The 18,664-nt window shown below is 42.1% G+C and carries 12 protein-coding genes; 8 read left to right on the top strand and 4 right to left on the bottom strand.

The features are described from left to right. Positions 1 to 72: 72 nt before the first annotated feature. On the bottom strand, positions 73 to 2,286 hold the full coding sequence (locus R9C00_25550) for a SpoIIE family protein phosphatase (GenBank protein ID WPO35063.1): 2,214 nt from the start codon (positions 2,284 to 2,286) through the stop codon (positions 73 to 75). A 324-nt stretch (positions 2,287 to 2,610) separates the two neighbouring features. Between R9C00_25550 and R9C00_25555 the strand changes: the two genes are divergently transcribed. Together R9C00_25555 and R9C00_25560 are read left to right on the top strand one after the other, a co-directional pair. Further along, positions 2,611 to 6,366, top strand: coding sequence for a hydantoinase B/oxoprolinase family protein (locus R9C00_25555; protein ID WPO35064.1), 3,756 nt, complete (start codon positions 2,611 to 2,613; stop codon positions 6,364 to 6,366). Between the two features lie 93 nt (positions 6,367 to 6,459). Beyond that, a complete protein-coding gene (locus tag R9C00_25560) occupies positions 6,460 to 7,272 on the top strand; it encodes a hypothetical protein (GenBank protein ID WPO35065.1) in 813 nt (270 codons plus the stop codon). A gap of 445 nt (positions 7,273 to 7,717) precedes the next feature. Here the strand turns inward: R9C00_25560 and R9C00_25565 are convergent, their stop codons facing one another. Beyond that, a complete protein-coding gene (locus R9C00_25565) occupies positions 7,718 to 9,256 on the bottom strand; it encodes a polyamine aminopropyltransferase (protein WPO35066.1) in 1,539 nt (512 codons plus the stop codon). Between the two features lie 128 nt (positions 9,257 to 9,384). Between R9C00_25565 and R9C00_25570 the strand changes: the two genes are divergently transcribed. After that, positions 9,385 to 10,752: a hypothetical protein gene (locus R9C00_25570; GenBank protein WPO35067.1), complete on the top strand. Its 1,368-nt coding sequence runs from the start codon at positions 9,385 to 9,387 to the stop codon at positions 10,750 to 10,752. 109 nt (positions 10,753 to 10,861) lie between these two features. On the opposite strand, the gene R9C00_25575 is transcribed toward R9C00_25570, so the two are convergent. Next, a complete protein-coding gene (locus R9C00_25575; protein ID WPO35068.1) occupies positions 10,862 to 11,848 on the bottom strand; it encodes a T9SS type A sorting domain-containing protein in 987 nt (328 codons plus the stop codon). Positions 11,849 to 12,263: 415 nt separating this feature from the next. Between R9C00_25575 and pheT the strand changes: the two genes are divergently transcribed. The 5 genes from pheT (at position 12,264) to R9C00_25600 (ending at position 17,661) form a co-directional block, all read left to right on the top strand. Further along, complete coding sequence (gene pheT / locus R9C00_25580; protein ID WPO35069.1) at positions 12,264 to 14,681, top strand: phenylalanine--tRNA ligase subunit beta; 2,418 nt, start codon at positions 12,264 to 12,266, stop codon at positions 14,679 to 14,681. 321 nt (positions 14,682 to 15,002) lie between these two features. After that, positions 15,003 to 15,281, top strand: coding sequence for a hypothetical protein (locus R9C00_25585; protein WPO35070.1), 279 nt, complete (start codon positions 15,003 to 15,005; stop codon positions 15,279 to 15,281). Positions 15,282 to 15,293: 12 nt separating this feature from the next. After that, on the top strand, positions 15,294 to 15,572 hold the full coding sequence (locus tag R9C00_25590) for a cell division protein ZapA (protein WPO35071.1): 279 nt from the start codon (positions 15,294 to 15,296) through the stop codon (positions 15,570 to 15,572). Between the two features lie 136 nt (positions 15,573 to 15,708). After that, on the top strand, positions 15,709 to 17,286 hold the full coding sequence (gene rny, locus R9C00_25595) for a ribonuclease Y (protein WPO35072.1): 1,578 nt from the start codon (positions 15,709 to 15,711) through the stop codon (positions 17,284 to 17,286). Positions 17,287 to 17,460: 174 nt separating this feature from the next. Beyond that, positions 17,461 to 17,661 (top strand): hypothetical protein, encoded by a 201-nt coding sequence (locus R9C00_25600; GenBank protein ID WPO35073.1) that lies wholly within the window; start codon positions 17,461 to 17,463, stop codon positions 17,659 to 17,661. 403 nt (positions 17,662 to 18,064) lie between these two features. Here the strand turns inward: R9C00_25600 and R9C00_25605 are convergent, their stop codons facing one another. Continuing rightward, positions 18,065 to 18,646 carry an outer membrane beta-barrel protein gene (locus R9C00_25605; protein WPO35074.1) on the bottom strand — a complete coding sequence of 194 codons (582 nt, stop codon included), beginning with the start codon at positions 18,644 to 18,646 and terminating at the stop codon, positions 18,065 to 18,067. Positions 18,647 to 18,664 lie beyond the last annotated feature (18 nt).

Genomic DNA, 18,664 nt, shown 5'->3' on the forward strand with positions numbered 1-18,664 from the left:
TAGAATAAGAAGATAAAAAAAGGCTGCTTAATTATTTAAGCAGCCTTTGGTCTTCGTTTCTACATGTCGACCTTAAACCCTTACGCCTAACACAAGGATGTCATCTCGTTGTTCAGTATCTCCCTGATGATCTTTCAGAGCAGCTTCTAGAATTCCTCTTTGTTCTTCCATTGGCAACTTGCCCACCTCTTCCAACAGACTTAGGAAACGCTTCGTACCAAATTTCTCTCTGCTATTATTATTCTGATCTACCAAACCATCTGATGTTAGATAGAGAGCGTCATTTTCTTTTAGAATAATTTCGTTGTTAGTAAATTGTTTATTCTTATTTTGCCTTCCACCCACACTTTTAATATCTCCTTTGAACACCCTCACCTCTTTGCTTTCTGCGTCAAATAAAATGAGCGGTCTTTTCGCACCCGTAAATACAGCCTTGGTCGTTCCGTCTTTTTGCCTTTCTATCATACAGAGGCAAATGTCCATTCCATCATCGTTCACTTTTTCTTCTTGCCTCAAGCCTTCCCTCACACTTTTATTCAACTCTCGCAAAATACTGGCTGGCTCATATATTTTCTTCTGGTCAATAATCTCGTTGAGCATCATGTTTCCAACCATGGACATGAACGCTCCTGAAACACCATGACCGGTACAATCAACCGCAGCTATGTAAGCCCTTTCCCCATGCCCATTCTGACTTGGCAAATGGTTAAACCAATAGAAGTCTCCCGAAACAATATCTTTTGGAAAAAAGGTAATAAAATGGTCTTTCAGATAATTTTTCAAGCTAATAGGAGAAGGCAAAATAGCCTTTTGCACCGTAAGTGCATAACGCATATTATCAGTGATTTTCTTGTTCTTCAAGTTCACATCTTCGTTCAATTGCTGAAGAACTTCCGCTTGTTTTTGAATCTCCGATTTTTGTGCATTTATTTCTGTAATCGATTCTCTTAGTTGGTCAGTAGTATTTGCCAACTCTTTATTCACCAATTCAAGCTCATTTTTCTGCTTTCTGATTTTCTTACCAGTAATAAAGAAGATCAAGGCAATAGAAGCGAGGGAAAGAACAATAACTACAAAAATCAGCATCCCAAGTTCAAACTTCTCCTCCACTTTTCTCTTCTCATCGGTAATTACCTCCACTTGCTGTTGGGTAGCCACGTTCACCGAATCCTTTTTCAAAATCACATTGTTCATCCTATCGATGATCGCCTTGGTTTTTACTTGGGCATCTTCATAAGCAACATCCGTTTCTATGAGTGCACTTTCTAGCCTTTGCAATTGTCCGTGTAACTCTTGGATTTGTTCGTCGGTAAGCTCACCCTCTTGGTTTAGCTTATCCACAATTTTCTCCATTTCAGTTCTTAATTCATTACTTTTCTGAATTAATTGCTGTTTTTCAAGCTCCAATTCATTAATAATGTAATTGAAGTCATCGGCGTAAGCAGCGACTAAGGTATCTTCAGCTACCACAACTACTACCGACCCATCGCCACCTTCTTCCAAAATTGGCGATGCTACTCCAGGAGTTTCGGTCGAATTCTTTTTCTTAAGGTATAAGGTGATATGATTGTCAGATTCTAGGAAATAGGTATCTGCAATTTCAAATTCTTCAAAAGTAAAAGGATATGACTTGGGCTTCGCAAGCTTTACTTTAAAACCTCCTTGCGAATCGGTAGTGTAGGTTTTCCCTTTCACGGTTACTTCAAGACCGACAGCAGGTAGGCTAGTATCGTTATAACAAACCACAGTAAAGGTCTTTATAGGCATTTGCAATACAAGAATCCCCCCTTTTTCTTCGAAGCTTATTCCGTCTGAATCAATAGCTGTTCTGTTCACCAAAAACTTAGTTTCTTTCCCTACCCGGATATTTGGAGGAATATTCATGGAAAAAACACCGTTGCTCTTTGCCTTTACAGGGCCTACTTTTTCGCTCTCATTCAAAAGCACTTGCGCATTGGGAATCGGATCCCCATTCACGTCCAACGCTTTTCCTATCAAAAGATAGCTCACAGGGCGAACGGTTACCTTCAACTGCTCTTCCTCGAACTTCCATATTTTCATTTCGAAGCCCGTAGCCGAAATAGCTATTTCTGTAGGCTTAGTGCTACCTGCTGGCAAAGTATAATCAAAACTGCCTTGCTCATCAGAAATGGAATAGCCCGTGTTATTCACACTAACTTTCACATTAGCAATGGCAATACCATTCTCATCTATCACAGTTCCAATACTTTTATCTTGCGCAATGGCTGCACCACTGAGGAATAACAAAAGGATGAAAAATCTCATTTTAAATGTCTTCATAAATACCCGGATTCAATCTGTTTTTTGGATTTTAGCGCTCATGATATTTGTGTCAAAATCCTTGGATGGAACATCCAGTAATTTACCTCTCAAAAAAGGTTGCTTTTTTGATTTGAGCAAACACGTAGTATCAACGTAAGTAAGTGCTATTTATTAACAATAGACTAATATTTTCCACAAGAGATTCAAAAAGAGGCCGATCCCATTAACATTCTATGCTCCCAAATTCTTAACATACTACAAACTTTTACCAATTTCAATATAGCTTTTCTATTTTCGCAAAAGTCAATTTCTTAAAAGATAGTCGATATGCAAGATTGGAAAATTTGGGTGGATACAGGAGGTACATTTACAGATTGCATTGCCATTTCCCCTCAAGGAAAAGAGCACAGGGCAAAGGTCTTGAGTAGCAGTTCGCTTCGTGGAAAAATAAAAGAGGTTCACTCCTCCTCCTTGTTCACTATTTCTTGCAATTGGGACACCCAAGCCAATATTTTTGAAGGCTTTTCTTTTAGAATTTTGCAAAAAAAACAGGCTCCTATCCTTATCAAAAAACTCAATTTACACAGGAGTGAACTTTTATTATCAACCCCTTTTCCTTCAAAAATAAGGGCTGGAGAAGAGTTTGAAATAACCTCCAATGAAGAAGCTCCCATTTTGGCAGCTAGGCTAGTGACCAATACGCCTTTAAACCAAAATTTTCCCGCAATGAACATGCGACTTGGTTCTACCAAAGGGACAAATGCTTTATTGGAAAAAAAAGGGGCTGATGTAGCCTTGGTCGTAACCAAAGGCTTTGCCGATATCCTCAGAATAGGCACACAACAACGCCCTGATATTTTTGCACTCAACATCCAAAAACCTGAACCGCTTTACCAGCAAGTGTTTGAGATTGGAGGAAGGTTAGATGCAAAAGGGAATGTTATAGAAGAGGTTGGAAAAGAAGAATTAGAGAAATTGACAGCCGAAATAAAAAGTTCAGGAGTAGCCTCGGTGGCAATTGCTCTCTTGCACAGCTACCGAAATTCTGAGCAGGAAAATAGGGTGGAAAGCATGTTGAAAGACGCATTTTACACTGCCAATTCTTCTGCATTAGCTCCCGAAATAAAAATTGTCCCCCGAGCCGAAACCGCCGTGGTGGATGCTTATTTGGGTCCTATCATTATCAAATACCTCGATTCTATCAAAAAATCCTTGCCCAAAAATGCATTAAAAATCATGACCTCGGCAGGAGGCTTGGTCAGTTCCGAGTTTTTCAAGCCGAAAGACAGCTTGTTGAGTGGGCCTGCTGGCGGAGTGGTTGGCGCAGCAGAAATTGCCAACCGTACGGGGGAAGAAAAAATATTGACCTTGGACATGGGCGGCACCAGCACCGATGTAGCCCGCTACGACGGCGAATACGACTACCAATTTGAATGCAAAATAGACGATGCGACCGTATTCAGCCCTGCCTTGGCTATCCACACCGTAGCGGCAGGTGGCGGCTCTATTTGCGGGTTCGATGGGCTGAAATACACCGTAGGCCCAGAAAGTGCAGGAGCTTCCCCAGGTCCTGCTTGCTACGGGGCGGGTGGTCCGCTTTCCATCACCGATGTGAACTTGCTTTTGGGAAGGCTCGACCCTACGGGCTTCCGAATCCCTCTCGAAAAAGGGGCTGCACAAGAAGCTTTTGAAAAAGTAAAAGGAACATCAGAAACAGCCCAAGAAGAGGTGTTATCCGGCTTTCTGGACATCGCCAATGAGAAAATGGCAGAAGCTATCCGCAAGATTTCGGTGAGCAAGGGCTACGACCCCACTCAGTTTTCCCTCCTCGCTTTTGGAGGGGCTGGCGGGCAACATGCCTGCAAAGTTGCCGAGCTGCTGGGCATCAGCCGAGTGGTTGTTCCGTACGATGCGGGGCTGCTCAGTGCTTACGGAATGGGACAAGCACTGATCGAGCGTTTTGCCGAAAGGCAGTTTCTCCAACCTTTTGCCCAGCACCAACCAAATTTGCAGGAAATCATTACCGACCTTTCTGCTTCGGCTACCGAAAGTTTGCTGCAAGAAGGATTCAAAAAAGGGGACACCGAGGTGCGAAAAGTGCTGCTTTTCCTTCGCTTTGCAGGGCAAGACCAGTCCATTGAAGTAGAGTTTTCTTCCGAAAAAGCTCCTGAAAAAATATTTGAAGAAAAATACAAAAAGCTGTTTGGGCACTGGATAGCCAACCGAGAAATAGAGTTGGATACGGTGCGGGTCATCGCCTCCAACAAGCCAGTTGAAAAGCCTGCAATTCAAAAAACAGATGAAAAATATTCGCCTGCCCCTGCTCGGTTTGTCCAAAGTTATGTGGAGAAAAAATGGGTGGAAACGCCTGTTTTTGTGTGGGAAGAGTTGGAAAAAGGTGCGGGAATTCTGGGGCCTGCCTTGCTGCTCAGCTCCACCAGCACCACGTTTGTAGATAAAAACTGGAAGTTTGAATTAGATGCAAATTCCACGGGAACGATCAACCGAATAGCGGAAGCTAAAAAAGAAGGCAAGCAAGACAGCCAACCTGAGGCGATAAAACTGGAGCTTTTTACCAACCGCTTCAGCGGAATAGCCAACGAAATGGGCGCATTGCTCCAGCGCACGGCTTTTTCGGTCAACGTGAAAGAACGCCTCGATTTCTCTTGCGCTTTGCTAGATGCTTATGGAAGACTGGTGGTAAATGCTCCACACATCCCCGTTCATTTGGGCAGCTTGGGCATTTGCACCCGCCTCCTCGCCAAAGAACTCGCCATGGAAAAAGGCGATGTGGTCATCACCAACCACCCAGGTTTCGGAGGATCACATTTGCCCGACATAACCTTAGTTGCCCCTATTTTTGATGATAAAAACACCTTGGTAGGCTACGTTGCCAACCGAGCGCATCACTCGGAAGTGGGTGGCAAACGACCTGGCTCTATGCCGCCCGATGCCAAAAACTTGGCGGAAGAAGGCGTGGTTATTTCCCCCCAGTATTTGGTGAGAAAAGGCGAGCCGCAGTGGCAGGAAATAAGAAGATTGCTGACCGAGAACAAATTTCCCACCCGAGCCATTGAGGAAAACTTGGCAGACCTCAATGCAACTCTCGCATCGTTGGAAGCAGGCAAGCAAGCACTGATTTCCCTCTGCCGAAGCCATTCGAGCGAGGAGGTGGGCTATTTTATGAAAAAGCTCAACGACTACACCGCCAACTTGATGTTGGAAAAAATTAATGAGTGGAAAGGGAAAGTTTTCACCGCCGAAGAAAAATTGGACGACGGCACGCCGCTAAAGGTGAAATTTGAGGTAGAAAACCAGACGTTAAAAATTGATTTTGAGGGAACGGGGGGCGTCCATCCTGCCAACCTGAACGCCAACGAGGCGATTGTGAACAGTGCGGTGATTTATGTGTTGAGATTGATGTTGGGGAAAAATGTTCCGCTGAACGAGGGCATTATGCAGCATGTGCAAATGAATTTGCCCGAAGGAATTTTGAACCCGACCTTCCCGCCTGAACCCGAAAATTGCCCTGCCGTGGTAGGGGGAAACACCGAAACCAGTCAACGCTTGGTCGATACGCTGCTCAAAGCCTTTGGCGAGGTGGCGTGCAGTCAAGGCACGATGAACAACTTGCTTTTTGGCAACGAAAACTTCGGCTACTACGAAACCATTGGCGGGGGAAGCGGAGCAGGAAATGGCTTCCACGGCACGGACGCCGTCCACCAGCACATGACCAACACCCGCATCACCGACCCAGAGATTTTGGAATACCGCTACCCCGTTCGCCTAGAGCGGTTCGCCATCCGCAAAGGCTCGGGTGGAGCAGGAACATGGAAAGGCGGCGATGGAATAATAAGGGAACTGAAATTCCTAGCCCCAGTCGATTTGACCGTGCTGACCCAGCACCGCCAAGAAGCCCCTTACGGAAGCCAAAGTGGAGAAAACGGCTTGCAAGGCAAACAAATCGTCATCACCGCCGAGGGTGAAGAAATCCCCCTAAAAGGAATAGATGGCTATCCCATGAAAATAGGCGACAAAATTGTGATGGAAACACCCGGTGGGGGTGGATTTGGGGAGGGGTGATTTTTTTGCTTTTGGGAGTAGGAGTGCTTTTGTGTTATGTTTAGGAATGAAGACGTAATTGATTTATATTTACTGTTAGACCCAATTTCATAAATGGACGAAATAATATATCAAATTGATAATTGGAGCATTCTCAAACTTCTTGGAGGGACTGGTGTAATTCTTATAGGAACTTTGGTTCTGGCTAAAAAGCTCTTATTTGAACGAATCAAAGTAAGTTGGAATAAAAATGTCAAAAAAGAGATTGAAGAAATCAGAAGCGAGCTAACAAAAAATAACTCAACTCTCAATGCACTTCAATCAAACTACTTCTTATCAATACAAAAATTATATGATAAACGAATTGAGGCTGCAACCCATATTTGGAGTGCAACAATTGAAGTAAGAAACAAGATGCCATCAATTATATCACTGATTCTATCTATTTTAACTGATAACGAACTCAATAATCAGACTCTCGATAAAGCAAACTCAAATGGCGAACGACTAGGAGATCAAATTGCAAATCTCAATGAACTCGATGTAAAGAAAATGGTTGACCCCTCTATGGTCATAGATCAATATAAGCCATTTATAAGAGATGACCTATATAAAATTTTCAAAATATATGTAGCCGTTATGGGGCGTATAACGCTTAACATTATATTAGATTACAAAAAAGGATCCCTTAGAGGCTGGAAAAAAGATGATGGACTACACCAATTACTTCCTAACGCTCTAACAGAAATGGAAATCGATTATATTATGGGGCTTCAAATTGCTGCATTTGACAATCTTGCTAATATTTTTAATATTAAAATCGAAAACTTAATAAGGAAAATGTTATCCAGTGAAGACAGCAATATTGATACAATTAAACAACTGAAGGAACTCGAAAATGTATTAAATGCTACAAAACTAAAATAATTGAGTTTAACAGATATAGCTATGAATAAATAGGATTTTATCCGCTCGTACCTTAACAGCATTCCCTCAGCCACAAACGTAGCTTCAAGCTTTCCGCAAACCAAAAATACCTTTGCTAGCATGAAACCCCAAAATGCCCCGATGGATGTTGACATTGTAGCGTTGTTGGGGCGTAGGCGGGGGATTCCTGCGTTCGTAGGAATGACGGAAAATAGCGGGAAGCATCTGTAGCATCGACCTTTTAGTCTTGGCAAACCCGTCGTGGTCGTTTGGGACGCCCACGACGATGGGCGGGTGCGGGCAAAGCGTCGGGGGCGTAAAATAACGACCACGACGGGTACAGCTCTTGCGGAGCGCAATCAGGCAAGCCATACACCCCGTGCCTGCGGACGCTGACTCTGATGCCTGAAACATGGCTTGGGCGGCTGCTTTTCTCCCAAAACCCCTAATACAAATCCCAGTTCCCATTTCTATAATAAGCGGGCAACACTGGATTATGGATGGTATTTATTTCCACATCGGCACTGTCTATTTGGATGAGGTTTTTGCCAAAAGAGGTAATGAGAGGCATCGCATCATGATCGAGCCAAACCGTTTCTATATCGTCGAAATATTGGCTTTGGAGAGCTGGTTTGAGCTGCTCCGCAGGAATACTTTTCGCGCCAATTATCCAACCCCATTCGCCCAAGGTCAATACTTGGTTGTGAATAGGCAGTGTATTGAACCCTGCTTCCCTCATCGTTTTTTCTATGCAAATAAAAGCTTTGGTAGCATAATAGGGGCTACCCGATTGGGTGATGATCACGCCATTGGGGCGAAGGTGCTTGTGGCACATCTTGAAAAACTCTAAGGAAAATAGCCTGCCCAGTTCGATGGTTTTAGGATCGGGGAAGTCGATGATCATTACATCAAAAAACTCTTCTGTATCTTCTAGGTAATTATACGCATCGGTATTTAAAACCGTCGATTTGGGACTGTTGAGGGCATTTTTATTAAGCTTAGTGAATACGGGATGCGTTTTTGCCAAGTCTGTTACCGCCGGATCCAAATCCACCAGCTTCACCTTATTCACCCTGTCGTATTTTAATATTTCGCGCACGGCACAGCCATCGCCACCACCAAGTACCAGTACATCTACTGGACCTTTAGAAAGCTTCATCACAGGATGTACCAGCGGTTCATGGTACAGCCATTCATCAAATGAGCTAAGCTGCTGGTTTCCATTCAAGTAGAGCCAATGGTAGTTTTTCCACTGCGTAACTACTATTTTTTGGTAGCGAGACTGCTCCGAGTAGATAATCTTGTCTCGGTAACGCTTCTGCTCTCCAAAAATCACGATTGGTTTGGCAAATACCAGCCCGAGGGTGATCACCATCAAGGTAACAGCTGTACCACCCCATACCAATTTGGCAAGGCGAGGGATAATAAGCGGCTTGAGTGTGAAAAAGAGCAGCACGGCGACCATAAAATTCACAGCTCCCAGCACAAAAGGCGTGTAGGTCAGCCCCAAGTAAGGAAGCCCTACAAAGGCAAAAAACACTCCACCGAGCAAACTGCCGTAGTAGTCATTTTCCATCGCACTGGAAATATTGACCTTTAGCTCCTCAAAAGAATCGTTGAGACGGATAACCAAAGGGATTTCCATCCCAATGAGCAGCCCAATAAGTACGCTAAGACCATAAATAAGGTAATCTAGGTGATCGGGGTAAGCTGCTACGGTGTAGGTGATCAGTGCAGTGAAAGAAACTAAAAGCGAGAGGATAAACTCGATAAAAATAAATTTGACAAGCAGGTTCTTTTCAATGAATTTGCTAAACCTACTACCCAAGCCCATGGAAAAGAGCATGATGGATAGGATCATGGTCCATTGCAGAACCGAATTTCCCAAAAAATAGGTAGCTAGTGTTGAAAGAATATATTCGGCCACGATTCCTGAAAGCCCTGTGGCAAAAAGACATGCTTTGAGTATGCTGGATTTTTTCATTTATCCCCTCTTCGTTGATTTTGGTAGTAAATGCCCAAAGCTAAGAATTTGTGGAAATTTAATCACATTCAATAAGGATTTTACCCCAACACTTTGACCAATACTTCCAAGGTACTATGTTTACCTTTATGAAGAAATTTAGCTCTCAGCTCTTTTGGCGCTTATTCCCATTGCTGCTGCTCGCATTTTACCCTTTTGCCGACAAGCTGGAGGCTTTTCTTCCTTCCTTACAAATTTATACCAGCCTCGATCGATACATATTATTGGTACTTTTTGTCGGAGTAGGCTTCTTGATGTTCGATTATCTGTTTCGCTACACCAATTGGTTTGCCCACAACCGTTTTATGGTATTTGGGACTTTATTGCTAGGGTTTTCCTTTCTGATCAGAGTATCTATGTTCGGCTTCGAGTCCGACGATTACCTCGGCAACGGATTCTCCGATTGGTACGACTTCATCAAAACTAATGGAGGTTTTTCCGCCTTAGCGGAGAATAGTTTCACGACCTACAATGTGCCCTACCTTTATGTATTGGCATTTTTGAGTTACCTGCCCATTTCCAAACTCATAGGAATAAAACTATTTTCCGTGCTGTTCGATTACCTAGGGGCATGGGCTATTTTCAAGATTTTACGACTGAAAACTTCATTCAAAATCTCTTTTGTAGGAACTGTAGTTTTTCTATTTTTCCCCACCGTTTTACTCAACGGAAGCTTTTGGGGGCAAAGCGATGTGGTGTATACCAGCCTGTTGCTTTGGGCTTTTTATGGAATGCTTCTATTTGTAAAAAGTGGAAAGGAAGTAAAATTAGCGGGGCTTCCTGTACTTCTCTTTATTATGATTTGCATTGGGCTTTCTGTCAGTTATAAGCTGCAAGCTATTTTCTTTGCTTTGCCTCTTTTACTGCTTTATTTCAAAAAAACATTTAACCTCCTACATGTAGTTTTACCTCTGGTAGTTTGGTTTCTACTTTTGATACCCTGCTGGCTGCTGGGCAGAAGCCTACTCGACTTGTTACTCATCTACCCTCGGCAATTTATGCAAGATGCCGCCCTTACGCTCGATGCACCGTCTGTTTACCAGCTTTTTCCAAATGCCCCCTTCGAAAGCCTCCACAGTGCGGGCTTGCTGTTTGTTTTATTTATTTTGGCAGGGTTTGCTTGGCTCTTCACCTCCGAAAAATTTAAATTGACCGATGAAACCTTAATGTGGGTAACTATGCTCTCATTCCTGCTGTTTCCTTATTTTTTACCAAAAATGCACGACCGCTATTTTTTCCCTGCCGATGTATTCTCCATCGTCTTTGCTTTTTGGTATCCAAAAAAATGGTTTGTGCCTGTAGTGGTGGGAAGCATTTCTTTTTTTAGCTACATCCCTTTCCTCTTCGATACTTCGGTAGTTCCCTACTCATTTTTGGCAATTGGAATGGGACTGATCCTCCTTTTCTTGCTAAAAGATTTTGCCAAAAAATTCATGTTTGAGGTACAGGAAAAATAAAAAAAGGTACCCCAATCACAAGGTGACTGAGGTACACTGATTTTTTGCACTAAGGCTTGTCTGTTTTTTTAGCTTCCATCACCTAAATCTTGATGGAATTTATTTTTATTTATCTCTTTATGAACCTCTTGGTTTCAGTACCATCGGTAGTAGTGATTTTGTAGATATAGACTCCACTTGAAAGGGTCTCAATATTTAGCTGCTCTGTAAAATCACCTGCTAGCTGGTTGGTATCGATTATAGTTTCTACTAATTCTCCAGAACGATCATGGAGCGTAATTTTTACATTACCAGCTGACTTGAGGGTATAATCGATATTCACGATGGTGGTACCTGGATTGGGAGACACCATTGTGCCACCTAACTCTCCTCTTTTATCTCCGCCAAAACCAAAAGGTTCGTTCACATCCCATAGCAAAAACATTGGTCCAGCCATCATTTCTTTGCCCATCATTCCACCAGGACCTCCGCCCATTCTTCCTTTAGATCCACCATGTCCACCTCTTCGTCCGCCTTGATCCATTCCTTCACCATTGCCATGCCCTCTTCTTCCTTTTCCACCTTTCATTCCTCTGCCTTCTCCTCTCTCACCAAGGTGTTTTTCCTTAATCGCTTTCATATCATTGCGCCACTGTTCCCTGTCTTCCGCTGTAGCTGCTACCAAGGCATCTACTTCATCGGCATGATTATCCAAAATTGCCCAAGCTTGGGTCATCAACTGGCGCTGCTCTCTCTTCTTTTGCTGCATTTCGGCACGTTGCGCTTCAGTCAGCTCCCCTCTTTCTGGACGCCCACTTCCCCTCATATCTTCCCTCTTAGCCATCTTTTCTTCTTTCATCACCTTGGCTTGTACTCGTAGTTCCTCTACTTGTTTTTTTTCCGAGTTCGTCAATATTTGATCGAGTTTCTCTCTTTGGGTTTTCATCTCTGGTAAGATGTTTTCCTCAAAGTATTCCTTCATCTCCTTACGAAGCTCTTCGTTCCTTTCCCTACCATCTCCCCTTTTTGGTTGGGCAAATACGATAGTTGACACGGTAAATACCGAAAACATTAACAGGGCTAGTCTTTTCAAATTACTATTCATGATCTGTTTCATATTAATTGGTTTTATAAATTAGGTGATTACTTTTTCTCTTTTCTTATGTTACGAAGTAAGCGGGAGTGCACTAGTCTAGGAAATTTATTCAACCAATGACGGGAAGATTTCAATGAAAGCGTGATTAGTTGGTAGTTGCTGGGAATTAGAGGTTAAAATGATAAGATGAAAAAATGAACTGTTTTTTTCCACACTCTCGCCCAATACTCTCACCCCCTTGCCAATTCCCACCTATTTCTATCGTACCTTTTTTTATATTCCCCTTTTTCCTACATACTCACATCCCAACTCTTATCTACTTTCCACATTTCCCTTTATCCCTTTCCCAAGTCTGACTAATTTCTAGTAGTTTTGCCAACCCGTTGCAACCATAGATTGCAGATTCGGATAATGTGCTAGAAAATTTTTTTGAAAGATGAAAATATCAATTGATTGGCTGAAGGATTTTGTAGAGATAAAGGAAGACCCCAAAGACCTTGACCACCTGCTCACTATGGGCGGACTGGAAGTGGAAGGGCTTGAGGAATTTGAGACCATAGAAGGAGGACTTAAGGGCTTGGTAATTGGCGAGGTATTGGAAAGGGAACAACACCCCAATGCCGATAAGCTTTCGCTTACCAAAGTAGATATTGGCGGAGAAGAGCCTTCACCCATTGTGTGTGGCGCACCAAATGTAGCTGCTGGGCAAAAAGTAATAGTGGCTACTGTGGGGGCAACCCTATACCCTTCCGAAGGTGAGCCTTTCAAAATCAAAAAAGCGAAAATCCGTGGGGAAGTTTCCTTGGGAATGATTTGCGCCGAAGATGAAATTGGGCTGGGTAAAGGCCACGACGGAATTATGGTGCTAGACACTGACTTGCCAAACAGCACGCCAGCTAGTGAATATTTTGATATAAAATCGGACCATGTGTTGGAAATCGGGCTTACCCCCAACAGGGTAGATGCCGCTTCGCACCTTGGCGTGGCTAGGGATCTTAGCTCTTTGCTCAAAAGACCTATCAATTTACCAGATATTTCTGGTTTCAAGATAGATAACCAATCGCTGCCTATCGGCGTGGAGGTAGAGAAAAAAGAAGCTTGCCTACGCTATTCGGGCTTGACCATTTCTGGCTTGGAAGTAAAAACTTCTCCCGAATGGTTACAAAATAGACTTAAATCTATTGGACTTGCACCTATCAACAATGTGGTAGATGCTACCAATTATATATTACATGGCTTGGGCCAGCCGCTCCATGCCTTTGATGCCGAGAAGATAAAAGGGAATAAGATTTTGGTAAAAACGGTAGCTGCGGGCACAAAATTCGTCACGCTAGACGAAGAAGAGCGTGAGCTAGTTGCCAATGACCTGATGATCTGCAACTCGGAAGAGCCTATGTGCATAGCTGGGGTATTTGGCGGTTTGCACTCGGGCGTAACCGAAGGCACTACCAGTATTTTCTTGGAAAGCGCTTGTTTCGACCCTGCTTTCGTACGAAAAACTTCTCAGGTGCACGGTCTCAAAACCGATTCTTCTTTCCGCTTTGAAAGAGGAACTGACCCGAACATGCCTGTTTTTGCGCTGAAAGCCGCGGCTATGCTCATAAAAGAAGTAGCAGGTGGGGAAGTTTCTTCTGACATCGTAGATATCTACCCTGAGCCAGTCGCCAACTTTGAGGTAACAGTGAAGTACAAAAACGTAGATAGGCTCATTGGCGTGGTGATAGACCGAGAGGAAATCAAAGCTATTTTGGAAAGCCTCGAAATGGAGATTTTATCTTCTGACGAAGAAAAGTTGACAGTTTCCATCCCTCCTTACCGTGTGGACGTGCAGCGAGAAGCAGACGTAATTGAAGATATTTTGAGGATTTACGGGTACGAGAAAATAGAGCCAGCCGAAGCATTGGACTCCGACTACTTGGCTAGTTTCCCCGTAAAAGACCCTGATTTGATAAAAAACACGGTTTCTCAGCTACTGGCTGCCTCTGGCTACCAAGAGTTGATGACCAACTCGCTTACCAAAGATGCCTACGCAGAGAAGCACGAAGGGTTAGATCCTGCTCAAAATGTGTACATGCTCAATGCGCTCAGCGCCGATTTGAACGTAATGCGCCAAACGATGCTATTCTCTGGCTTGGAAGTAGTGCTGCACAACATCAACCGTAGGCAAACCGACTTGAAGCTTTTTGAATTTGGTAAAACTTATCATAAAAAAGCCGAGGGCGGATACGACGAGCAAGAAAACTTGGTCATTTTCCTTACCGGAAAAAAACAAGAGGAAAGCTGGATAGAGAAAACAAAACCAAGCGATTTCCACCAATTGGCAACAGCCGTTCAAAAAGTACTAGGCAAGTTGAACTTCCAAGATTACGACATGGAAGAAACGGAAGACAAAGCTTTTGCCTATGGCTTGGAATACAAATCGAGAAAAGCCACATTGGTGAAGTTAGGACAATTGAAACCTAACTTGACGGATGTATTGGGGATAGAGCAGCCCATCTTCTATGCGGAATTCGATTGGCTAACCGTGCTGAAGCAGATGCAAATGAAAGTGGTTTACCAACAAATCCCACGTTTCCCAGAAGTTCGCAGGGACTTATCGTTGGTAATAGATAGCTCTATTAGCTTTGCAGAAATAAAAAGGCTTGCACTCCGCACCGAGAGAAAACTCCTCAAGCGCATCAACGTATTCGATGTATACGAAGGAAAAAACTTGGGCGAAGGCAAAAAATCTTACTCGGTAAGCTTCATCTTGTTCGACGAAAATTCTACATTGAACGATAAAGTAATAGACAAAACGATGAACAGGCTCATCTCTCAATTTGAAAGAGAATTGGGCATCCTGATAAGAAGATAGCACAAATTGCACTTTTATAAATTGAAAAGCCGAGCAGTAAAACGCTCGGCTTTTTTTGTGAAAAATAGGTAATGTATACAGAAATAATGGACTAGGAAAAATAATGATAGGAATAGCCACATAAATTACTCATATTTAAGACATTCCTAGTAGGAAGTTAAATGACTGCTTTGAAGGGCTGAAGCTTTTTTTGAAATAGCACTGGTGCTTTTTTGATAAAATGCTACTTTTATAATGAGATTGAGAAATGCCGAAATTTAAAAAGGCGAAGTTGAAGAATTGAAATCCCAAGCAATGGAAAATAGTACTCTCGAATCCAAAATGAAAAAATTGCAGGAAACTGTGATTCTTCTATTAGCTGAACACAAAAAGCTAAAAGAGGAATATATTCTTGGCAAAAGAGAGAATGAAAAGCTAAAAGCTTTGGTAGAAGAGCAAAATGAAAAAATAAATGACTTTCAATATAAAACAAAAATTAGTAAAATTGTAGATTACTTAGCAGTAGATCCTACAAGTTCTACAGACCTGAGAATCAAATTGGATGAATATATAAAGGAGATAGATTACTGTATAGCTTATCTCAACAAAGAAGAGCTATAGACATTGTAATTGATGAAAGAAAATCTAATACAAATCCAGATATCAGACAGGAGTTATTCCCTAAAGATTAACCCTGAAGATGAACAAATATTAAGAGATGCGGCTCAGTTGATTGAAAAGAAGCTGTTGGAAAGGAAAGAGCGCGGAATTAACGATAAACAGGATTTATTAGCGATGATAGCTTTTGACGTTGCGGTACAAAACATCAGGCTAAAACAAAGTGGCGACGCAGTAGGCAAAAATATAGACGAACTAACAGAAAAGATTCAGAAAAGCCTTCAGTCCACTTAGTAAAAAACACTTCTTTCAGTACTTCTAGGTTTATTCCCTCCTAATTTGGCTCCAGCAAAAGTTAAGTAAGTCTGTGATAGGCAATGCCTTACGCATTCCTTGGTTCAGGTTTATTTATTATCTTAACAGAAAAACGATGCTAGAAAACATAGTAATTGCCGTCATAGCCCTCTTGATAGGTGCTGCGATGGGGAGGTATGCCCTCCAAAAGTTTTATAAGCGACTGGAAGAAGAGGCGAAGGCAAAAGCTGACTTATTGATAAAAGAGGCGGAAATTGAGGCAGAGGCGGCAAAAAAAGACAGAATGCTTGAGGCAAAAGAAAAATACCTCAAAATGAAATCTGATTTTAACAACGAAGCCAACAAGAAAAGAAACCAGCTCATTACCAATGAAAACAAGCTCAAGCAGATAGAATCCAAACTGAAGCAGCGAGAAGCAGGATTATCCAAGCAGCAAGAGGAAATCAAAAAGAAAGAAGATGACCTCGCTAGGCTCAAAGGAAAAGTAAGCACCCAAAATGAGATTTTGGACAAAAAACTAGACGAAGCAGAGAAAAAACTACATGAGCAGGTAAGTCAACTCGAAAAAATTGCCAACCTCAAGGCTGATGAAGCAAGAGAGCAATTGATGGAAGCCCTCCAAGATGAAGCCAGAAGCAATGCTTCTACACGCATCAAACAAATAATGGAAGAGGCAAAAATGTCGGCTACCAAGGATGCAAAAAAACTCATCCTGACCGCTATCCAGCGAACCGCTGCTGAAAATGCCATTGAAAATTGTGTATCTGTTTTCAACCTGGAAAGCGACGAAATAAAAGGAAAAATCATTGGTAGAGAAGGACGTAATATCCGTGCTATTGAAGCTTCTACTGGTGTAGAAATTATAGTAGACGATACTCCAGAAGCCATTATTATTTCTGGTTTCGATCCTGTAAGAAGGGAAATTGCCAGAATTGCCCTGCACAGGTTAGTAGCCGATGGCAGAATTCACCCAGCAAGGATTGAGGAAGTAGTAGCTAAGACCAAGAAAAGCATAGAGGAAGAAATTACCGAGCTAGGTGAAAGAACCGTGGTAGACCTAGGTATCCATGGTCTACACCCTGAGCTAGTGAAGATTGTTGGTCGAATGAGGTACAGGTCTTCTTACGGCCAAAACCTTTTGCAGCACTCAAGAGAGGTTGCCAACCTTTGCGCCACACTTGCTGCGGAGCTTGGGCTTAATGCAAAACTGGCTAAAAGAGCAGGTCTTCTCCACGATATAGGTAAAGTCCCTGAAGAGGAATCGGAGCTGCCTCACGCAGTTTTGGGTATGAAGATAGCCGAAAAATATGGGGAGAACCCAGAGGTTTGCAACGCCATTGGTGCTCACCACGATGAGATTGAGATGAATTCGATGATCTCGCCACTTGTACAGGCTTGTGATGCTATTTCTGGTTCTAGACCAGGTGCTAGGCGCGAAATGATGGAATCGTACATCAAACGCTTGAAGGACCTAGAAGACATGGCACTTTCTTTTAAAGGAGTGAACAAATGCTATGCGATGCAAGCAGGTAGAGAACTAAGAGTTTTGGTTGATGCAGAAAACGTAAAAGACGACCAAGCGAGTCAGCTATCTTTTGATATTTCCAACAAAATAGAAAAAGAAATGCAGTACCCTGGTCAAATTAAAGTGACCGTAATCAGGGAAATGAGAGCTGTAAACTACGCCAGATAAGATTTTTATCACTATTTATCAAAGAATTAGAGATCCAGAGGTGAAAAAATTTTCATCTTCTGGATTTTTTTTTAGATTTGAGTGTTAATGATTGTAAACAATCTGGTCAAACAGATGCACATTCATTTTTTCACCAGTTCTAAAAAATATTATTACAACATAAATATCGGCGCAATGGAAACTATATTCATTATTTTATCAGCTATTGTAGGAGGATTCATTTTCTCAACATTACTATTCAAAGTTTTTGCTTCTAAGGCTCTTCCTAATCCTGAAGAAGTAGATATTTATTCTAAAGTAAACCTAAGTACTAGCAAAGCTGATTTTGCCGAGGTACAGGTTGCTAAAGGGAAAGACAAAGAGAGAGTAGCTTAGTTTAAGCCAAACACTCATTGTGCCTGCTATAAACTTGATATCAATTATTTATCATAAAAAAAGGGTGGATAACTAAGTTATCCACCCTTTTTTGTTTTCTACCTGATTGGCTTAAAGTAGGTGGACATAAGTAAATACCTTGTAAACTAAGTTTTCGTGTTTTTTTAAATAAAGCCTATTGTTGATTTACTACCGTAATTGATTGTTGCTGACGGTCCGCCGCTGCGATTGCTCGTTTTTTCTTAAAAAAGTCTTTCACTTTTTAAGAAAAAGACAGTTAATCAACTCATTACCTAGTTGAAACCAGTAACCCGTAACTAGCATCTAGTAACCGTGAGCAGGGTCTAAAAATCAAAATAATAAGCATCATTAAAAACACTCGGTTATTTAGTTTACAGTGTACTTAAAATGCAAAACCAACATTAAAACTTAAGTAAGAGTAGTTAATTGTCTCTTTTGTTTTAAAGGCATAGTTGTACTTTATCTTAGCCATTAATTTCGTATCGGAAAGCCCCATTGGTACAAGCACGCCTATTTCAGGCTGAATTCCGAAGTGCCAGTTTTTATCCTCTATAGTATACACACCAAAATTAGTTGACTTGATTACGTGAGTAGTACCCAATCCTCCACCTATGTACGGCCTTAGAGAAAACTCATCAGCAAAATAGTAGTGGGCATTTATCATTAAAGGAAATGAGTTTACATATCTCCACTGCTGACCGGTAAGAGTTCTAGTACCGCCAAACGTTTCAGACCTTGAAGGAATAGCCTCATAAAAGGTATGCCAGCTAAAGTTACCACCTACAGTAGCCACATCATTTATATATCCCCTTCCATCTATACTTACACCTCTTGCACTTGTAGTGCTAATGTAGTCCTTCATTTCGCCCATAGGCACCGAAATATCATATGTTATGCTGAAAAGTCCTTGTGCACTTGCATTCATTGCAAAAGCCAGCACTACTATCGTTAAAAAGTATTTCATGGTTCTTCTATTTTATAA

The sequence above is a fragment of the Flammeovirgaceae bacterium SG7u.111 genome, assembly GCA_034044135.1.
GTDB lineage: Bacteria > Bacteroidota > Bacteroidia > Cytophagales > Flammeovirgaceae.

Excerpts from the sequence above, each read along its gene's own strand:
- R9C00_25570 (WPO35067.1), top strand. The coding sequence starts at position 9,385 with ATGAAGAAATTTAGCTCTCAGCTCTTTTGGCGCTTATTCCCATTGCTG.
- R9C00_25585 (WPO35070.1), top strand. The coding sequence starts at position 15,003 with ATGAAAAAATTGCAGGAAACTGTGATTCTTCTATTAGCTGAACACAAA.
- R9C00_25605 (WPO35074.1), bottom strand. The coding sequence starts at position 18,646 with ATGAAATACTTTTTAACGATAGTAGTGCTGGCTTTTGCAATGAATGCA.
- rny (WPO35072.1), top strand. The coding sequence starts at position 15,709 with ATGCTAGAAAACATAGTAATTGCCGTCATAGCCCTCTTGATAGGTGCT.
- pheT (WPO35069.1), top strand. The coding sequence starts at position 12,264 with ATGAAAATATCAATTGATTGGCTGAAGGATTTTGTAGAGATAAAGGAA.
- R9C00_25555 (WPO35064.1), top strand. The coding sequence starts at position 2,611 with ATGCAAGATTGGAAAATTTGGGTGGATACAGGAGGTACATTTACAGAT.
- R9C00_25550 (WPO35063.1), bottom strand. The coding sequence starts at position 2,286 with ATGAGATTTTTCATCCTTTTGTTATTCCTCAGTGGTGCAGCCATTGCG.
- R9C00_25590 (WPO35071.1), top strand. The coding sequence starts at position 15,294 with ATGAAAGAAAATCTAATACAAATCCAGATATCAGACAGGAGTTATTCC.
- R9C00_25575 (WPO35068.1), bottom strand. The coding sequence starts at position 11,848 with ATGAAACAGATCATGAATAGTAATTTGAAAAGACTAGCCCTGTTAATG.
- R9C00_25565 (WPO35066.1), bottom strand. The coding sequence starts at position 9,256 with ATGAAAAAATCCAGCATACTCAAAGCATGTCTTTTTGCCACAGGGCTT.
- R9C00_25560 (WPO35065.1), top strand. The coding sequence starts at position 6,460 with ATGGACGAAATAATATATCAAATTGATAATTGGAGCATTCTCAAACTT.
- R9C00_25600 (WPO35073.1), top strand. The coding sequence starts at position 17,461 with ATGGAAACTATATTCATTATTTTATCAGCTATTGTAGGAGGATTCATT.